Here is an 18456-nt window from a genome sequence, read left to right on the forward strand (position 1 = left end):
AGGCGAACACCTGCCGTGAGCAGCAGTTCTACTACACAGTTCGGACAGAACCAGTGGCTGGTCGACGAAATGTACCAACGTTTCAAGACCGACCCCTCCTCGGTCGACGAGAGCTGGCACGAGTTCCTCGCCGACTACACCCCCGAACAGAACGGTGGCGGCGATCCCGCGACCGGACGCGAGTCCACCAGCGGTGCAGCATCTTCCGGTAACGGCAGCGCTGCCTCCGCCCCGAAGGCCGAGAAGCCGAAGGCCGAGCCGAGCAAGCCCGCGGCCGAGAAGCCCGCCGAGCCGAAGGCCGACAAGCCCTCCGAGCCGAAGGCCGACAAGCCCGCCGCCCCGAAGGCCGAGAAGCCCGCCGTCAAGGCGGAGCCCGCGAAGGCGGCGCTGACGAAGCCCGCCTCCAAGGCCGCATCCGCCACGCCGGCCGCCAAGGCCGGCTCGTCCGACCAGAACGACCAAGCGCCCGCCGAGGACACCTCGAAGGTCCTGCGCGGCGCGGCGGCCGCCGTCGCGAAGAACATGTCGGCTTCGCTGCAGATCCCCACGGCGACCTCCGTGCGCGCGATCCCGGCGAAGCTGATGATCGACAATCGCCTCGTCATCAACAACCACCTCGCCCGCACGCGCGGCGGCAAGATCTCGTTCACCCACCTGCTCGGGTACGCGATCGTGCAGGCCGTGAAGGCGTTCCCCAACATGAACCGGCACTTCGCCGAGGTGGACGGCAAGCCGAACGCGGTGACGCCGGCGCACACCAACCTCGGTCTCGCGATCGACCTGCCCGGCAAGGACGGGTCGCGTTCGCTGGTCGTCGCGGCGATCAAGGGCTGCGAGGACATGTCCTTCACCCAGTTCCACACCGCATACGAGGACATCGTGCGCCGTGCGCGCGACGGCAAGCTCACGGCTGCCGACTTCTCCGGCGTGACCATCTCGCTGACCAACCCGGGCACCATCGGCACCGTGCACTCCGTGCCGCGTCTGATGAACGGCCAGGGCGCGATCATCGGCGCCGGCGCCATGGAGTACCCCGCGGAGTTCCAGGGGTCGAGCGACGAGCGCCTGGCGGAGTTGGGCGTCGGCAAACTGATGACGCTGACGTCGACGTACGACCACCGCATCATCCAGGGCGCGGAGTCGGGCGATTTCCTGCGCACGATCCACAACCTGCTGATCAGCGACGAGTTCTACGACGAGATCTTCCACGGTCTCGCCATTCCGTACGAGCCGATCCGCTGGCGTCGTGACCTGCCGACGGGCACCGTCGACAAGAACACCCGCGTCCTGGAACTGATCGCGGCGTACCGCAACCGCGGTCACCTCATGGCGGACACCGATCCGCTCATGTTCACCAAGGACAAGTTCCGGATGCATCCGGACCTCGACGTCATCAGCCACGGCCTGACGTTGTGGGACCTCGACCGCGAGTTCGCCGTCGGCGGCTTCCACGGCGAGGACCGGATGAAGCTGCGGGACGTCCTCAGCGTCCTGCGCGACTCGTACTGCCGCCACGTCGGCGTGGAGTACACCCACATCCTTGAGACCGACCAGGTGGCCTGGCTGCAGGAGCGGGTGGAGGCCAAGCACGTCAAGCCGACCGTCGCACAGCAGAAGTACATCCTGAGCAAGCTCAACGCGGCCGAGGCCTTCGAGACGTTCCTGCAGACCAAGTACGTCGGCCAGAAGCGTTTCTCGCTCGAGGGCGCCGAGTCGGTCATCCCGATGATGGACTCCGTGATCGACCAGTCCGCCGAGCACACGCTCGACGAGGTCGTCATCGGCATGCCGCACCGCGGCCGGCTCAACGTGCTGGCGAACATCGTGGGCAAGCCGTACTCGAAGATCTTCACCGAGTTCGAGGGCAACATGAACCCGGCGGCCGCGCACGGCTCCGGCGACGTGAAGTACCACCTGGGTGCCGAGGGCAACTACATCCAGATGTTCGGCGAGAACGACATCAAGGTCTCGCTCACCGCCAACCCCTCGCACCTCGAGGCGGTCGACCCGGTGCTCGAGGGCTTGGTTCGCGCCAAGCAGGACCTCCTGGACAAGGGCGACGGTCGCGACGGTTTCTCGGTGCTGCCGCTGATGCTCCACGGCGACGCCGCCTTCGCGGGTCAGGGTGTGGTGGCCGAGACGCTCAACCTCGCACTGCTGCGCGGGTACCGCACCGGCGGAACCGTGCACATCGTGGTCAACAACCAGGTCGGCTTCACGACGGCACCGGAGTTCTCGCGCTCGAGCGAGTACTGCACGGACGTGGCCAAGATGATCGGCGCGCCGATCTTCCATGTCAACGGTGACGATCCCGAGGCCTGCGCCTGGGTCGCGCGTCTCGCGGTGGACTTCCGTCAGAAGTTCCACAAGGACGTCGTGATCGACATGATCTGCTACCGCCGTCGCGGTCACAACGAGGGCGACGACCCCTCGATGACCCAGCCGGCGATGTACGACGTGATCGACACCAAGCGCAGCGTCCGCAAGAGCTACACCGAGGCGCTCATCGGCCGCGGCGACATCTCCCTCAAGGAGGCGGAGGACGCTCTCCGCGACTACCAGGGCCAGCTCGAACGGGTCTTCAACGAGGTACGCGAGCTCGAGAAGTACGCCCCGGAGCCCAGCGAGTCGGTCGAGATGGATCAGCAGATCCCGCACAAGCTCACGACGGCCGTCGACAAGTCGATCCTGCACCGCATCGGCGACGCGTTCGTGAACGTGCCCGACGGCTTCACCGTGCACCCCCGCGTGCAGCCGGTGCTGGACAAGCGTCGCGAGATGGCCTACGAGGGCAAGGTCGACTGGGCGTTCGGCGAGTTGCTCGCCCTGGGCACGTTGATCGACGAGGGCAAGCTCGTTCGCATGTCCGGCCAGGACACCCGCCGCGGCACCTTCACCCAGCGGCACTCGGTGCTCATCGACCGTAAGACGGGCGAGGAGTACACCCCGCTGCACAACATCGGCAGCGACAACCCGGGCAAGTTCCTGGTCTACGACTCCGCGCTGAGCGAGTACGCGGCCGTGGGCTTCGAGTACGGCTACTCGGTGGGCAACCCCGACGCGCTGGTGCTGTGGGAGGCGCAGTTCGGCGACTTCGTCAACGGCGCGCAGTCCATCATCGACGAGTTCATCTCGTCCGGTGAGGCCAAGTGGGGACAGCTCTCGGACGTCGTGCTGCTGCTGCCGCACGGCCACGAGGGTCAGGGCCCGGATCACACGTCCGGCCGTATCGAGCGCTTCCTGCAGCTGTGCGCGGAGGGTTCGATGACCGTCGCGGTGCCGTCGACGCCGGCGAACTACTTCCACCTGCTGCGTCGTCACGCCCGTGACGGCATCCAGCGGCCGCTGGTGGTGTTCACCCCGAAGTCGATGCTGCGCAACAAGGCCGCGGTGAGTAACATCGAGGACTTCACCGACGGCAAGTTCCACTCGGTGTTCGACGAGCCCACCTACGAATCGGGCGACGGCGATCGCTCGAAGGTGGAGCGTGTGCTCATGGTCAGCGGCAAGCTCTACTACGAGCTGCTGGCGTACAAGCAGAAGAACAAGCGGGACGACGTCGCCATCGTGCGCGTCGAGCAGCTCTACCCGATCCCGAACCGTCGCATCGCCGAGGCGTTGGACGGCTACCCGAACGCCACCGAATACCGGTGGGTCCAGGAGGAGCCGGCCAACCAGGGTGCGTGGCCGACCTTCGGTCTCGCGTTCCCGGAGCTGCTGCCCGAGCGCCTGTCGGGCATCAAGCGCGTTTCGCGTCGCCCGATGTCGGCGCCGTCGTCGGGGTCGAGCAAGGTCCACGCAGTGGAGCAGCAGGAGATCATCGAGACCGCCTTCAACGGCTGATCTTCTCGCAGACGAGAAAGGGCCGCACCCTGCGAGGGTGCGGCCCTTTCTCGTGGCGTGCGACGGCCGGTCAGGTCGCCGGCGCGTCCGGCAACGTGACGACCTGTCCGGCGAACGAGAGTCCGGCGCCGAAGCCGAGCAGCAGCGCGGTGTCGCCCTTCTTCGCCTTGCCGGTGCGCAGCAGTTCCTCGACGGCCAACGGAATGGACGCGGCGGAGGTGTTGCCGGCCTCGGCGATGTCGTTGGCCACCGGAATGTCCTCGGCGAGCTCGAGGCTCTTCGCCAGCAGGTCGGTGATGCGCGAGTTGGCCTGGTGCGGAACGAAGACGTCGAGATCGCCGGCCGTGATGCCCGCCTTGTCGAGTGCTTCGCGTGCCACCTTGGCCATCTCGAACGCGGCCCAGCGGAACACGGCGATACCCGTCATCGCGATCCACGGACGATCCGCGGTGGGATCCTCCTTCAGGTCGGCGAAGTACTGCAGCCAGTCCTTGTCCTGCCGGATCGCTTCCCACTGCGAGCCGTCGGAGCCCCACACGACCGGTCCTATGGCGGGCTCGTCGGTGAGGCCGATGACCATGGCACCGGCGCCGTCACCGAAGATCATGCGCGTGCCGCGGTCGTCGGGCCGAGTGGTGACGGACAGCTGCTCGACGCCGATGACGAGCACCTTGTTCGCCGTTCCGCTGCGCACCATGTCGGAGGCCGTGGCAAGTCCGTAGCAGAACCCGGCGCACCCGGCGCCGAGGTCGAACGCGCCGGGACCGTCGAGGCCGAGGGCATCGGCGACGATCGGGGCGGCCGGCGGACTCAGCAGCAGGTGGGTGGACGTCGCGACGATGATGCAGCCGATCTCGGAGGGATCGACGCCCGAATTCTCCAACGCGCGCCGACCTGCCTCGATGGACATGTAGACGACGTTCTCGTTCTCCGCGGCGAACCGACGGGACTCGATGCCGGTGCGCGTACGGATCCACTCGTCGGAGGAATCGATGGTGCGACAGATCTCCTCGTTGGTCACCACACGTTCGGGTCGGAACGCGCCGATCCCGAGAATCCCCGAGTGTCGCGTCTCGCTCGGAACTGTGATCTGCGCGCCCATCGACGGCCGTCCTCTCCTCATCGGTCTTCGGCGTGGACGCCGGAGTTCGTAGTGTGTCTCACGGTACTTCCGCCTCGGGGCACGCGGTGCACCGACGCCACGAAAGACCGCGGCGAGTTCTTCCCCTTGTATCGCTACGCCACGGTCGAGCGTTCCGCCAGCAGCGCCGCCGCGTCATCGGGCCCGAGCGCCACCGCCGGCAGGGCTCGGGTGAGCAGCGCGATCAGTTCGTCACGGGAGAGCAGCTCGTCGCGCAACCAGTGCACGGTGGCCTCCTCGCAGAAGGCGATCCATCCGCGGATGGCGAGGTGGATCAGCGGAGTCGGCTCGATGCCGACGAGCGGCAGCTGCGCGAGCGTGCGATCGACCATGGCGTCCCGCGTGCGTTCGAAGACCGCTCGCGTGGCCGGGTCGCCGCTGGCGGTCCCGCGCAACAGGGAGACGTAGGTGGTGCGGTTGGCGGAGACGTAGTCCACATAGGCGGTGAGCGTGGACATGAGCGTCTCGATCGGCCCGAGGCCGTCCGGGGGTGCAGTGGACTCGAGCATCTCCCGGCTGATGTGCTCGACGATGGCCAGGTGGTACTCGTCCTTCGACGAGAAGTAGTGGAAGAGCAGGCCGCGCGACACCCCGGCCTGATCGGCGATCTCGTCGACGGAGATCTGCGACAAGGGGCGACCGGAGAGCATGGAGACGCCCAGCTCGATCAGCTGCGCCCGACGCTCGTCGGGGCTCAGCCTGGTCCGTTTCATGACCCCATCCTACTGAATGTCGGTCAACAACTGTTGACCATTGCTCAACAAGGCTCTAATCTTCGGTGCATGAGTCATCCAGTAACAGATACCGACGCGGTCGCTGCACGGTACGTCGACACCATCATCATCGGCAGCGGCTTCGCCGGATTGGGCGCTGCGATCAAGCTCAGCCAGCAGGGCAACTCGAACTTTCTGGTGCTCGAGCGAGGCTCGGACGTCGGCGGTACGTGGCGCGACAACACCTACCCCGGTGCCGCCTGCGACGTGCCGTCGCACCTCTACTCCTACTCGTTCGCGCTCAACCCCGACTGGACGCGCTCGTTCTCCCGTCAGCCGGAGATCCAGCGGTACATCGAGAAGGTCGCCCGTGAGCACCGCGTGTACGACCGGCACGTCTTCGACTGCCACGTCGAGTCCGCGCGGTGGAACGAGGCCACGGCGCAGTGGGACCTCGAGACCACGCAGGGCGCGTTCACCGCGTCCAAGCTGGTATCCGCCGTCGGTGCGCTGAGCGAGCCGAACCTCCCGGACATCCCCGGTATCCGGGACTTCCGCGGCGACATCTTCCATTCCGCCCAGTGGGACCACGAGACCAGCCTCCGCGGCAAGCGCGTCGCCGTCATCGGTACCGGCGCGTCGGCCATCCAGATCGTGCCGGCCATCGCTCCCGAGGTCGCGCACCTCGACGTCTACCAGCGCACCGCCCCGTGGGTGCTCCCCCGCCTCGACCGCGAGTACACCGCGCTCGAGCGCGCCGCGTTCAAGTACGTCCCGGGCTTCCAGCGCCTCTCGCGGACGGGCATCTACGCCGCCCGCGAGACACAGGTCGTGGGTCTGGCCAAGGCACCCGCCCTGATGAAGGTGTTCGAGTTCATCGCACGCCGCCAGATCGCCCGCGGCATCAGCGACCCGGAGCTGCGTCGCAAGGTCATGCCGAACTTCCGTATCGGCTGCAAGCGCATGCTCATCTCGAACAACTACTACCCGGCGCTCAGCCGGCCCAACGTCGACCTCGTCACCGACGGCATCGCGGAGGTGCGCGAGCACTCCATCGTGACGAAGGACGGCACGGAGCGCGAGATCGACGCCCTGGTGGTGGCCACCGGGTTCCACGTCACCGACTCGCCGACCTTCCAGGGCATCTTCGGTCGGGACGGTCGCTCGCTCGCCGAGGTCTTCGACGAGCGCGGCCAGCAGGGGTACAAGGGTGCGGCCGTCGCCGGCTTCCCCAACCTGTTCTTCCTCGTCGGCCCCAACACCGGCCTCGGCCACACGTCGATGGTGTTCATGATCGAGTCGCAGCTGAACTACGTGATCGACGCGCTGAACACCATGGATCGTCACAATCTCGGCGTCGTCGAGGTGCGGCGGGACGTGCAGGACCGGTACAACAGTGACCTGCAGCAGAAACTCGGCAAGTCCGTCTGGCTCACCGGTGGCTGTGCCAGTTGGTACCTCGACAAGCACGGCAACAACACCACGCTCTGGCCGGACTTCACCTTCGAGTTCCGCCGCATCACGAAGCAGTTCGACCTCGAGGCCTACGACGCGGTGGCAGCCGCGGACCTGACCTCGGACGAGGCCGAGCCCACTCCGACCGCCGTCGGCACGCCTGCTCCGGACACCACCCGGAATTCCGACGATCCCGCCGACCTCACACCGAAAGCGACTGCACGATGAGCGAATTCCCCGGACGCGTGGCCGTCGTCACCGGCGCCGGCTCGGGCATCGGCCGCGCCCTGGCGCTCGATCTCGCCTCCCGCGGTGCCCGCCTGGCCCTGTCCGACGTCGATTCGGTCGGCCTCGCCGAGACGGTGGCCGCCGTGACGGCCCGCGGCGCCGAAGTCCGCAGCGACCACCTCGACGTCAGCGAACGCGCCGGCGTCCTCGACTACGCGGAGACGGTGCGCAGCCACTTCGGCGTGGTGAACCAGATCTACAACAACGCCGGCATCGCGCATCACGGCGACGTCGAGCGCACGGAGTTCAAGGACTTCGAGCGCATCGTCGACGTCGACTTCTGGGGCGTGGTCAACGGCACCAAAGCGTTCCTCCCCCACCTGATCGAGTCCGGGGACGGCCACGTCGTCAACGTGTCGAGCCTGTTCGGTCTGCTCGCCATCCCCTCACAGTCCGCCTACAACGCGGCGAAGTTCGCCGTGCGCGGGTTCACCGAGGCCCTGCGCCAGGAGATGCTGATCTCCGGCAAGCCCGTGCGGGTGACCTGTGTGCATCCCGGCGGCATCAAGACCGCGATCGCACGCAACGCGACGGTCACCGACGATCACGATCAGCGCACCGTCGCCGAAATGTTCGACCGCAAGCTCGCGCGGACGACCCCCGAGGCCGCGGCGCGCACCATCCTGACCGGCGTGCAGAAGAACAAGGCCCGCGTGCTCATCGGAGCCGACGCGAAGGCGCTGGACATCCTCGTCCGCGTCGCCGGTCCGCATTACCAGGACCTCGTCGCCAAGGTCACCGGACGCATCATGCCCAAGCCCGTGGCCTGACCTGTGCCCGTCCCGCCGATGTCGCTCCCCCTGCCCGTGGTCTCGCGGGCAGTGGGAGCGATCTTCCGTCTCGCTCTGTCGCCGCACCTCCCCACCGCGGTGCACCGACGCGTCCTCGAGCTCCTCGCCGCAGGGCTCCCCCTTCCCGACGGCACCGTGGCGCGCACCGGCCGGCTCGGCGGGGTGCCCGTCGAGTACGTGACGGTGGGCGCCACGACACGGCCGACGACTGTGGTCTACCTGCACGGCGGCGCCTACGTCACCGGATCGCCGCGGACCCACCGCGCACTCACCGCCACGCTCGCGCAGGACAGTGGGGCCCGTGTCGTCGCCGTCGACTACCGTCTCGCGCCGGAACACCCGCATCCCGCTGCCCTGGACGACGCGCTCGCCGTGGTCGACGCCCTGCTCGCCGAGGGGTCGACATCGTCCTCGCTCGCCGTCGCGGGCGACTCGGCGGGCGGCGGGTTGGCCGCGGCTCTCACCGGAGCCCTGGTCGACCGGGGAGTGCGACCGGCGTGTCTGGCCCTGATCTCACCGTGGACCGATCCCGCCGATCGGGACTTCCCCGCCGACCGTGATCTGTTGCTCGATCGCCGGTGGCTCGAGCGGTCGGCGGCCGACTACCGCGGTCATCGCGACGCCGCCGACCCCGGCTACGCGCCCGCGCACCGATCGCCGGTGGGTTTCCCGCCCACGCTGGTGCACGTCGGCGCGGCGGAAATCCTTCACCCCCAGGTCCTCCGCTACGTCGAGGCGCTGCGCGCCGCGGACGTTCCCACCACGCTCACCGAATATCCGGACCTGTGGCACGTCGCTCACCTGCAGGCCACTCTGACCGAACCGGCCCGCGAGGCGGTGCGCGAGCTCGGTGCGTTCGTCCGGGAGCACCTCGCCCGCGCCTGACGCCGACCACCTCGTCGACGAGCCGCGTCAGCGGCCCCCGGCTTCGTCCACCCACCGCTGCGCGACGGCGTCCGCGGGTTCGCCGGCCGCGACCCGCTCGACGGACGCGGCGAGGTCGGCGGTGGTCAACTCGCCCGCGACGGTCTCGAGCGCGGATGCCGCGGAGTCGTCGAGCGCGCCCTTGCGCACGATCGGAACGACCTCCTGCGCGGGAAACGCTTCCCCATCGTCGGTCAACGTCGTCTCGTCGGCCGCCGCCGGCGGAAGCGGCGCGGTGAGCGCGCGCCCCACGAGCACTCCGGCGTCCTCGCCCTCCCCCACCCGGGCACGGAAACGGCAGTCGTAGACGTCGGCCAGCGTCGCGAGCACCGCCTCGCCGTCCGGGACGTCGGTCTCGCCGCTCACTCGCACCGTCGCGTCGGCGCACGACGGGGCGAACGCGGACAGCGTCGCCGCCCCGGTCACCGCCGACGACGTCCGCACGACGACGTCGTCGGCGGCGGTGGCGGAGTCCGCGACCGTGAGCCAGTCCGGAAGCGACCGCGCGAGCGCCTCGTGCACGTCGTCGGACGACCGGGCGTCCGAGGACGGATCGAGCAGGGCGAGGGCCGCGCCGGAGAGGGTGGGCAGCACCGACGCCCGCGTGTCGTCGAGCGCGGCGAGACCGTCCGGCAGCCCGCGGGCGGGGACCACCACCGCGTCCACCCCCGCGCGCGCGAACGCCGCGCGGTAGATCGCGGCGAGAGTCGTCCCCACGGGAGAACCGGTGTCCGCCACGGTGATCGGTGTCGACGCGAGCAAAGCCGCGCCGCTCTGCGGCTCGGCGGTGCCGCAGCCGGTCACCGCCGCCGGGACGACGGCCAGGGTGACGGCCACCGCCACTGCGTGTCGCTTCACTTCGGGCTCCCTCGCCGTCGCGGGCGAATATGCGCCGACGCCTGTGTTTGTCGGTCTCTATCGTTACACTCGCCCGGTGAACACGACACGTCGCACCCGTCACCCTCGTCGCGGATCGGTGCGCCTGGCCACCACCGCCCTCGTCGCGTCCGCCGCGCTCGCGCTGTCGGCCTGCGGCGGTGGCGATTCGAATCCGCTGAGCAGTGGAGGCGAGGGCGGCAGCGGGGGTGACACCAACGCGATCGTGGTCGGTTCGGCCAACTTCACCGAGTCGGAGATCATTGCCAACATCTACGCGGATGCGTTGCGCGCCAACGGGTTCGACGCCAGCACGCGTCTGTCCATCGGCAGCCGCGAGGCGTACATTCCGGCGGTGCAGGACGGCTCGATCGACCTCATCCCGGACTACACCGGCAACCTGCTGCTCTACTTGGACCCCGAGGCGACGGCCACGGCGTCGGACGAGGTCTCCGCGGCCCTGACCGAGGCGCTGCCGGACGATCTGTCCGCCTCGACCCCGGCTCCGGCCGAGGACAAGGACGCGGTCGTCGTCACTCGCGAGACCGCCGAGCGGTGGAACCTGACCAACATCAGCGACCTCGCCCCCTACGCCGGCGAGGTCCGGTTCGGTGGTCCGCCGGAGTTCGCCGAGCGTCCGGTCGGCCTGCCCGGCCTGCGCGACAAGTACGGGGTCGACATCCCCGCGGCCAACTTCGTCCCCATCTCCGACGGCGGCGGGCCGGCCACGGTGGCGGCGCTGGTCTCCGGTGAGATCACGGCCGCGAACCTCTTCACCACCACGCCGGCCATCGTGGAGAACGACCTGGTGCCCCTCGCGGACCCGGACAACAACTTCCCGGCCCAGAACGTGGTCCCGGTCTACAACTCGTCCAAGGCCTCCGACAAGTTGACCGCAGTGCTGAACGCGGTGTCGGAGAAGCTCACCACCGTCGAGTTGCTGGCCCTGAACCAGGAGGTCTCGGGCGCGAACAAGACCGAGCCCGCCGCCGCCGCCAGCGCGTGGGTGGCCGAGCAGGGACTGGACAAGCCCGTCCAGTGATCCGCTTCGACGGGGTCACCAAGCAGTTCCCGGACGGCACGACGGCGGTCGACCGCCTCGATCTCGAGATCGTCGAGGGTGCGTTCACGGTGTTCGTCGGCCCGTCCGGGTGCGGCAAGACCACCTCGATGCGCATGATCAACCGCATGATCGCCCCGTCGTCGGGTCGGATCGAGGTCGACGGCCGTGACGTCGCGTCGGTCGACGCGGTGGCGCTGCGCCGCGGCATCGGCTACGTCATCCAGAGCGCCGGTCTCCTGCCGCATCGCACGGTCGTGGACAACGTCGCCACGGTGCCGGTGCTGACGGGCACGTCCCGCCGCCAGGCACGCCGCGAGGCGATGGCCGTGCTCGAGCGCGTCGGTCTGGACGCGTCCCTCGCCACGCGCTATCCGGCGCAGCTGTCGGGCGGGCAGCAGCAGCGTGTCGGGGTCGCTCGCGCGTTGGCCGCCGATCCGCCGATCCTGTTGATGGACGAGCCCTTCAGTGCGGTCGACCCCGTGGTGCGGGAAGACCTGCAGAACGAGATGCTTCGTCTGCAGGCCGACCTCGAGAAGACCATCGTCTTCGTCACCCACGACATCGACGAGGCCGTGCGTCTCGGCGACCGCATCGCCGTGTTCGGTACGGGTGGTGTCCTGCAGCAGTACGACACTCCCGATCGTGTCCTGTCCTCCCCCGCCACCGATTTCGTCGCGTCGTTCGTCGGTCGGGATCGCGGGTATCGCGGCCTGTCCTTCCGAGACGGATCGTCGGTGCCCCTGCACCCGCTCTCCACCACCCGCGCCGAAGCGGCCACCGAGGTCAGGCTCGAGCCGAGCGAGTGGGTGCTCGTGGTCGACGAGGCCGATCGGCCCCGAGGGTGGATGGACGTCACCGGCCTCGAGGGAGTGCGTGCCGGCCACTCGATCGACGAGTCCACGGCCGCGGGCGGTTCGTTGTTCCCGGAAGGCGGTGATCTGCGCCAGGCACTGGACGCGGCCATCTCGTCGCCCTCCGGCATCGGCGTCGCGGTCCGCCGCGACGGGTCGGTGCTCGGCGGCATCGACGCCACCGAGGTCCTCGCCGTACTCGCCGCGCAGCGCGGCACCGAGGCGAGCGAGCGCAGCCGAGCGTTCACCGAGTCCGGGCCGGCCGCCGGCTGATGCGCTGGTTGATCGACAACATCGACACCGTCCTGGACCTGACCAGGACGCATCTCTACCTCTCGCTGCTGCCGTTGCTGATCGGCTTGATCATCGCGGTCCCGGTCGGCTCGATCGTCCGGGGGTCGCAATGGGCGCGGCGGCTGACGCTGGTGGTCGCCAGCATCGCGTTCACCATCCCCTCGCTCGCGTTGTTCGTGACCGTGCCGCTCATCGCCGGCCTGCGCATCCTCGATCCGCTCAACGTCGTCATCGCGCTCACCGTGTACTCCACGGCGTTGCTGGTACGGGCCGTCCCGGAGGCGCTCGATTCCGTACCGCCGGACGTCGTGGACGCGGCGACGGCCATGGGGTTCGGCCGGTTCCGCCGTACCGTCACCGTGGAACTCCCCCTGGCGCTTCCGGTCCTGACGGCGGGCGTGCGCGTCGTCGCCGTCACCAACATCTCGCTCGTCTCGGTCGGGTCGGTCATCGGCATCGGCGGACTCGGACAGCTGTTCACTCAGGGGTATCAGCGCAATTTCCCGGACCAGATCCTCGCGGGCATCATCGCGATCGTGGTCCTCGCGCTGTTCTTCGATGCGGCGCTCTACCTCGTGGGCCGTCTGCTCACCCCGTGGACCCGGACTCGGCGCAGCAGTGGCAGCCGGGTCGTCACCGAAAGGTCCGCCGTGGGAGAGCCCACATGAGCATCGTGTCCGACGCCGTCGCGTACATCGTCGACGGAGCCAACTGGTCCGGCGGGACGGGAATCGGTACCCGTCTGCTCGAGCATGCCTGGTACAGCCTGGTGGCGGTACTGATCTCGGCGGTGATCGCCGTTCCCCTGGGCCTCGCCATCGGACACCTCCGACGCGGCGAGGTGGTCGTCGTGGGACTGGTGAACAGCCTGCGATCCCTGCCCACCCTGGGTGTGCTGACCTTCGCGGTGCTCGCCCTCGGACTGGGCCTCGTGCCCCCGATTCTCGCGCTGGTCCTGCTGGGCATCCCGCCCATCCTGGCCGGCACCTACGCCGGTGTCGCCAACGCCCCGGCCACCGTCGTCGACGCCGCCCGCGCCATGGGGATGCGAGAGCGCCAGGTGCTCTTCCGCGTGGAGGTGCCGGTCGCGCTGCCGCTGATTCTGGGCGGCCTCCGCAACGCCACCCTGCAGGTCATCGCGACGGCGACGGTCGCGGCCTTCGTCAACCTGGGCGGCCTCGGCCGCTACATCTTCGACGGGCTGGCGCTCTACAGCTACGAGCGGGTCGTGGTCGGCGCCATCCTGGTGGCCGTGCTCGCGCTCGTGGCCGACGGCCTGTGGGCGCTCGCCGTGTGGGCCTCGCAGCCCGGCACGGGACGCCTGCGCCGCACCCCGCGCGTCTGACGCGCGGGGTCGGCGGACCGGATCAGACCACGCCATCCCGTCGAGCCGCCTCGGCGACGGCGGCGGCCACGGCCGGCGCCACCCGAGGGTCGAGGGGGCTGGGCACGATGCGATCCGGCGCGAGGTCGTCGCCCACCACCGACAGGATCGCCCCGGCCGCGGCGAGCTTCATGTTCTCGGTGATACGCCGCGCTCCGGCGTCCAACGCTCCGCGGAACACACCGGGGAACGCGAGCACGTTGTTGATCTGATTCGCGAAGTCGCTGCGTCCAGTGGCGACGATCGCCGCGTGACGACGCGCGTCATCCGGGTGGATCTCGGGATCCGGGTTGGACAGGGCGAAGACGATGGAGTTCGGGGCCATCGAGGCGATCGCCTCGTGGGCGACGGTGCCGGCGGAGACGCCGATGAAGACGTCGGCGTCCGCCAGGGCCTCGGCGGTTCCGCCGCGCAGGCCGCGCGGGTTGGTGCGGGCGGCGAGGTCGGTCTTGACCGGAGTCAGATCGTCACGACCGGACTCGACGATGCCGCGCGAGTCGAGCACGACCACGTCGGCCACACCCGCGGCCAGCAAAATGTCGGCGCACGCGACACCGGCGGCCCCCGCACCCGAGATGACCACCCGCAGCGGCGCGAGGCCGCGGCCCTGCACGCGCGCCGCCCCCTGCAGTGCCGCGAGCACCACGATGGCCGTGCCGTGCTGGTCGTCGTGCATGACGGGGCAGTCGAGGGCGTCGATCAGCTTGCGTTCGAGTTCGAAGCAGCGCGGCGCGGAGACGTCCTCGAGGTTCACCGCGCCATAGCTGGGGCGCAACCGCACGAGGGTCTCGACGATCTCGTCGACGTCGCCGGTGTCGAGCACCAGCGGGATGGAGTTGAGCCCGCCGAACTTCTTGAACAGGGCGGACTTGCCTTCCATGACCGGCAGGGAGGCACGGGGACCGATGTCGCCGAGGCCGAGAACGGCGGAGCCGTCGCTGACGACCACCACGAGCCGCTCGGTCCAGGTGTACTGGTTCACCAGATCGCGGTCGGCGGCGATGGCGCGGCTGACTTTCGCCACCCCCGGCGTGTAGGCGATGGACAGGTCGCGGACCGTCTCGAGGGGAGCGGTGACGCCCACGTCGAGCTTGCCGCCGACGTGGCTGAGGAAGATCTCCTCGTCGGTGATGTCGGCGGTGGAGGTACCGGCGGATTCGGGCGCAGCGGTCATGGCGAACTCCTCGCGGAAGCGTGTCGGGACACGGGACGTGATCGGCATCGAGGCGCACACCGGTGATCGGTAACCCTGGCGGCGGGTGTCGAGCGGGGCGGCGCGGCGGTGGCCGCGCGCTGTCACGCCGCGGGTGGCGGCGCTACGAGTGGGTCCAGTGTGCCAGATCGACGACGGCCTTGTTACCCGAGAGTCAGTTCCGCCGCGACGCGCCCCGTCGGTTCCGCCGCGACGCTCCGCGTCAGTTCCGCCGCGACGCTCCGCGTCAGTTCCACCACTGCGTCCACAGCAGAGCCCCGGCGACGGCGAGGACGCCGAGGGAGCCGAGGACGGACAGAGCCCGGGTCCGGTGGTCGGCGAGGTGCTGGAGGACGAGGGCGGCGACGACGGCGACCACGTGCCAGGCGACGGTCGCGGTACCGGGGCCCGGGAATCCTCGGTCGTCACCGATGACGGCGGCGGCGATCACGACGGCGGTGAGGATCACCAGTCCGGCCGTGACGGATCCGCTGAGCGCCCTCATCGGCTGCTCCCCGGGAGCACCACGTCGATGCCCGTCGCCCGGTCGAGGAGCATGGCGTACTGCTCGGGGTCGGTGGTGCGGGCGGCGAGCGGGGTGGTCTTGTTGGTGCCGTGGTAGTCGCTCGATCCGGTGGTGATCAGGCCGTGCTCGCGAGCGATACCGCGCAGCAACTCGGTGTCGGCCGGGCCGTGATCGGGGTGGTCGACCTCGAGGCCGCCGAGCACCCCACTCCGCGCGAGGTCGAGGATGTGGTCGAGATGCAGGAGTCGACCGCGCTTCCGCGCCCTGGCGTGGGCGATCACGGAGACGCCGCCGGCGGCGGCGATCATGGCGACGGCGTCGTCCAGCGGGGTGTCGGTCTTCTCCACGTAGAACCGCCCACCGGTCTTCAGCAGGTCCTCGAAGGCCTCGCCCACCGTGGACACGACGCCGAGGTCGACCAGCGCGCGGGCGAGGTGGGGACGCCCTGCGCTGGGACCGGCGGCATCGAGGATCGCGTCGGCGTCGACGTCGTACCCGGCGGCCGCCATCTTGCCGATCATCCTGCGCAGCCGCAGTTCTCGCTCCTCACGCAGTCGCCGCCGTTCTTCCTTCAGCGCCGGATCGTCGGCGTCGAAGAGGTACGCGAGCAGATGCACCGTGACCGGGTCACCGTCCTCGCCCCGGCCGGTGCAGGACATCTCCATCCCCCGCACCAACGTCGGCGCGTCGGCGCGCGTGCGCACGGCCTGCTCGGCCTCGGCCCACCCTGCGGTGGTGTCGTGGTCGGTCAGCGCGAGCACCGTGACCCCGGCGTCGATCGCGGCCTCGACGACACCGGCCGGGCTGTCGGTGCCGTCGGACGCGGTGCTGTGGGTGTGCAGGTCGATGCAGTCGGACACGGGGCCCAGTCTGTCAGCCCGCCGGACCGAGGGTGGCCGCGGTCCGGGTGGGGTCGCGCACGTCGATCCCGGCCTCGGCCCAGGCCTCGCGCAACGCGTCGGCTCCGCGCAGTCGGACCCAGGCGGCCTCCGTGGCGGTGACAGGGACGGCGGCGAGGAAGCGCACGGGGTCCATCGGCTCGGCCAGGGGCAGGTCCTCGACGTCCGACTCCCCCAGCAGAACGGCGGTGAACGGGGCGCCCGGCCACAGCGGTTCCCCGGCGTCGAGGAGCGCGTCGGTGGTGAGGACGACCCCCTCCACCGCGGGTGCGGCGGCCAGCACGGCAAGGGTCTTCCAGACGTCGGTGACGGACGGATGGGCCAGGCGCAGCGTCAGAACCAGCTCCGCCCGCGGTCCGCGCACGGGGTCGGTCAGCGCCGCCGTCGGGTCGGTCATCGGGTGTCGGGCACACCCGACGCTGACGAGGCGCAGCAGCCCGTCCGATGCGTGACCGAAGAGCAGGACGTCGACGGGTTCGAGACCGAGGAACGTGCGCGACGCCGTCACCGGCGCGCCGCCCCACCGGGGCGAGACGTGTGCTCGTACTGCCTCGATCGGGGTGCGTCCCGCGTCGTCCACCACCGCTCCATACAACCACCCGCGTGCCGACGCGCCCGGTACGGTCGTCTGCGTGGTGCGAGTCCTGACTGTGTCCGACGAGGTCGTCGAGGGACTGTGGAACGCCCGACGGCTGCCCTTCGAGGTCGATCTGGTGCTGGGCGCCGGCGATCTGCCGTTCGCGTACCTCGAGCACCTGACCAACGTCTCGAACGCGCCCTGCGTGTTCGTGCCCGGCAACCACGACGCCGATCTCACCGGCTACTCGGCGGGCCGCGTCGGCTGGATGCGCGCCGGATTGCCCACGTCGTGGCCGGGTCCCAGCGGGGCGATCAACGCCGACCGGCGCATCGTCGCCGCCGCCGGGCTGCGCATCGCCGGTCTGGGTGGGTCGATTCGCTACCGCAACGGGCCGAATCAGTGGACCGAGCAGCAGCAGCGGCGACGGTCGGGCACGTTGGTGCGCACCGACGCCTGGCATCCACGACTGCGCCGGACCACCGACGCCGACGGGTCCTCTCGCGGGGTGGACATCCTGCTCACCCACAGCCCGCCGGCGGGCGTCGGCGACGGCGACGACGCACCGCACCGCGGCTTCCGCTGCCTGCACACGCTGACCGAGAAGCTCCGGCCGCAGTTGCTGGTCCACGGTCACGTCCACCCGCACGGCACCCGGCCCGTCGACCACGAACTGCACGGCGCGCTGGTGCTCAACACCGTGGGCTACGCCCTGTTCACCTTGACCCCCGGCGGCACGGAGCCGCCCGTGATCGAAAGACGCCGCCATGGTTCGTGACACCGGATTCCCCGCCGCCGACGCGCAGAACGACTTCTCTCGCCAGCGTCGCCGCGCGGACGTGGCGCGCCTGGTCGGGTGGCTCCGTCGGCAGCCCGACGACGTCAACACCATCCTGCCGTTCGACGAGGTGGTCGCCGCCCTCGGCCGAATGGGTGAGCGACGTCTCGGGTTGGAGGTGATCCGCGTCGATTCGATCGTCGGCAGTGTCGATCGCACCCGCGATTTCGACCGCTACTTCCGCCCGACGTCGGCGCGCACGCGAGAGCGCTGGCAACGCTTGGCGACGGCGTGGCGTCGCGGTGAGTCCATGCCGCCGATCCAGGTCTATCGGGTGGGTCCGATGCACTTCGTCATCGACGGTCACCACCGCGTGTCGATCGCGTGCGCCATGCACCACAGCACCATCGAGGCGTACGTGACGGAGATCGTCACCCGGATCTCCCCCGACGGCATCTCGAGCCGTGGGGACCTGCTGGTGAAGGACCACCGCCGGATCTTCCTCAGCCGGGTGCCGCTGACGGGGAAATCGCGCGACGCGATCGAGTTCACGGATCCGTGGCAGTACGCCGAACTGAGTGATGCGGTGGAGGCGTGGGGTTTTCGCCTGATGCAGGAACTCGGCGAGTTCGTCGATCGCCGGACCGTCGCGCGTCGGTGGTTCGGCGAGGAATTCCTGCCCGTGGTCCGCATGGTGCGCTCGGTGGGCGGGATGCTGACCCGTCACACGGACGCCGAGGCGTACATGTGGGTGGCGCGCGAGCGGTATCGCCTGGTGCGCAGCCACATCTGGAACGACGAGATCCTGGCCCAGTTGAAGGACAACGCGCCCCGCTGATCAGTGGGGCGCGTCGTCCTGGT

The 18456-nt window shown here is 69.7% G+C and carries 17 protein-coding genes; 10 read left to right on the forward strand and 7 right to left on the reverse strand.

Features of this window, described 5'->3' with window-relative positions; genetic code table 11:
• Positions 1-15 precede the first annotated feature (15 nt).
• Positions 16-3843 carry a multifunctional oxoglutarate decarboxylase/oxoglutarate dehydrogenase thiamine pyrophosphate-binding subunit/dihydrolipoyllysine-residue succinyltransferase subunit gene (locus tag A3Q40_RS11195; RefSeq protein ID WP_082833877.1) on the forward strand — a complete coding sequence of 1276 codons (3828 nt, stop codon included), beginning with the start codon at positions 16-18 and terminating at the stop codon, positions 3841-3843.
• Between the two features lie 70 nt (positions 3844-3913).
• Here A3Q40_RS11195 and A3Q40_RS11200 read toward each other — a convergent pair whose 3' ends face one another.
• Complete coding sequence (locus A3Q40_RS11200; protein ID WP_068102263.1) at positions 3914-4945, reverse strand: beta-ketoacyl-ACP synthase III; 1032 nt, start codon at positions 4943-4945, stop codon at positions 3914-3916.
• Positions 4946-5079: 134 nt separating this feature from the next.
• Positions 5080-5697, reverse strand: coding sequence for a TetR/AcrR family transcriptional regulator (locus tag A3Q40_RS11205; RefSeq protein ID WP_068102265.1), 618 nt, complete (start codon positions 5695-5697; stop codon positions 5080-5082).
• 69 nt (positions 5698-5766) lie between these two features.
• Here A3Q40_RS11205 and A3Q40_RS11210 point away from each other — a divergent pair, with 69 nt between their 5' ends.
• Genes A3Q40_RS11210 through A3Q40_RS11220 form a run of 3 tightly spaced genes read left to right on the forward strand, consistent with a single transcriptional unit; the run spans position 5767 to position 9116 of the window.
• Positions 5767-7380, forward strand: a complete 1614-nt coding sequence (locus tag A3Q40_RS11210) for a flavin-containing monooxygenase (protein WP_068102267.1) — start codon at positions 5767-5769, stop codon at positions 7378-7380.
• Entirely contained in the window at positions 7377-8210 is an 834-nt protein-coding gene (locus A3Q40_RS11215) for an SDR family NAD(P)-dependent oxidoreductase (RefSeq protein WP_068102269.1), read from the forward strand. The genes A3Q40_RS11210 and A3Q40_RS11215 overlap by 4 nt, the downstream gene beginning before the upstream one ends.
• Before the next feature lie 18 nt (positions 8211-8228).
• Positions 8229-9116 (forward strand): alpha/beta hydrolase, encoded by an 888-nt coding sequence (locus tag A3Q40_RS11220; protein WP_068102271.1) that lies wholly within the window; start codon positions 8229-8231, stop codon positions 9114-9116.
• A 27-nt stretch (positions 9117-9143) separates the two neighbouring features.
• Here A3Q40_RS11220 and A3Q40_RS11225 read toward each other — a convergent pair whose 3' ends face one another.
• Entirely contained in the window at positions 9144-10013 is an 870-nt protein-coding gene (locus A3Q40_RS11225; protein ID WP_082833878.1) for a glycine betaine ABC transporter substrate-binding protein, read from the reverse strand.
• 76 nt (positions 10014-10089) lie between these two features.
• Between A3Q40_RS11225 and A3Q40_RS11230 the strand changes: the two genes are divergently transcribed.
• The 4 genes from A3Q40_RS11230 to A3Q40_RS11245 are packed head-to-tail and all read left to right on the forward strand — an operon-like array spanning position 10090 to position 13584.
• Positions 10090-11073: an ABC transporter substrate-binding protein gene (locus A3Q40_RS11230; protein WP_201132837.1), complete on the forward strand. Its 984-nt coding sequence runs from the start codon at positions 10090-10092 to the stop codon at positions 11071-11073.
• The gene (locus A3Q40_RS11235; RefSeq protein ID WP_068102275.1) at positions 11070-12218 is read left to right on the forward strand and encodes an ABC transporter ATP-binding protein; all 1149 of its coding nucleotides are present in this window, start codon (positions 11070-11072) and stop codon (positions 12216-12218) included. The genes A3Q40_RS11230 and A3Q40_RS11235 overlap by 4 nt, the downstream gene beginning before the upstream one ends.
• The gene (locus tag A3Q40_RS11240) at positions 12218-12907 is read left to right on the forward strand and encodes an ABC transporter permease (RefSeq protein ID WP_068102277.1); all 690 of its coding nucleotides are present in this window, start codon (positions 12218-12220) and stop codon (positions 12905-12907) included. Before A3Q40_RS11235 ends, A3Q40_RS11240 begins: the two co-directional genes overlap by 1 nt.
• Positions 12904-13584 carry an ABC transporter permease gene (locus tag A3Q40_RS11245; RefSeq protein WP_068102279.1) on the forward strand — a complete coding sequence of 227 codons (681 nt, stop codon included), beginning with the start codon at positions 12904-12906 and terminating at the stop codon, positions 13582-13584. Before A3Q40_RS11240 ends, A3Q40_RS11245 begins: the two co-directional genes overlap by 4 nt.
• Positions 13585-13606: 22 nt before the next feature.
• Here the strand turns inward: A3Q40_RS11245 and A3Q40_RS11250 are convergent, their stop codons facing one another.
• The 4 genes from A3Q40_RS11250 to A3Q40_RS11265 all read right to left on the reverse strand — a co-directional run bounded on the left by A3Q40_RS11250 (position 13607) and on the right by A3Q40_RS11265 (position 16820).
• A complete protein-coding gene (locus tag A3Q40_RS11250) occupies positions 13607-14797 on the reverse strand; it encodes an NAD(P)-dependent malic enzyme (protein WP_068105993.1) in 1191 nt (396 codons plus the stop codon).
• A 265-nt stretch (positions 14798-15062) separates the two neighbouring features.
• Complete coding sequence (locus A3Q40_RS11255) at positions 15063-15320, reverse strand: hypothetical protein (protein ID WP_068102280.1); 258 nt, start codon at positions 15318-15320, stop codon at positions 15063-15065.
• Entirely contained in the window at positions 15317-16201 is an 885-nt protein-coding gene (locus A3Q40_RS11260; RefSeq protein ID WP_235606274.1) for a PHP domain-containing protein, read from the reverse strand. The genes A3Q40_RS11255 and A3Q40_RS11260 overlap by 4 nt, the downstream gene beginning before the upstream one ends.
• A gap of 13 nt (positions 16202-16214) precedes the next feature.
• On the reverse strand, positions 16215-16820 hold the full coding sequence (locus A3Q40_RS11265; protein WP_235606275.1) for a suppressor of fused domain protein: 606 nt from the start codon (positions 16818-16820) through the stop codon (positions 16215-16217).
• 52 nt (positions 16821-16872) lie between these two features.
• Here A3Q40_RS11265 and A3Q40_RS11270 point away from each other — a divergent pair, with 52 nt between their 5' ends.
• Positions 16873-17595: a metallophosphoesterase family protein gene (locus A3Q40_RS11270; RefSeq protein WP_068102282.1), complete on the forward strand. Its 723-nt coding sequence runs from the start codon at positions 16873-16875 to the stop codon at positions 17593-17595.
• The gene (locus A3Q40_RS11275) at positions 17585-18433 is read left to right on the forward strand and encodes a chromosome partitioning protein ParB (protein WP_068102283.1); all 849 of its coding nucleotides are present in this window, start codon (positions 17585-17587) and stop codon (positions 18431-18433) included. Before A3Q40_RS11270 ends, A3Q40_RS11275 begins: the two co-directional genes overlap by 11 nt.
• Positions 18434-18456 lie beyond the last annotated feature (23 nt).

It is taken from the genome of Rhodococcus sp. PBTS 1, assembly GCF_001620025.1.
GTDB classification, from domain to species: Bacteria; Actinomycetota; Actinomycetes; order Mycobacteriales; family Mycobacteriaceae; genus Rhodococcoides; species Rhodococcoides kroppenstedtii.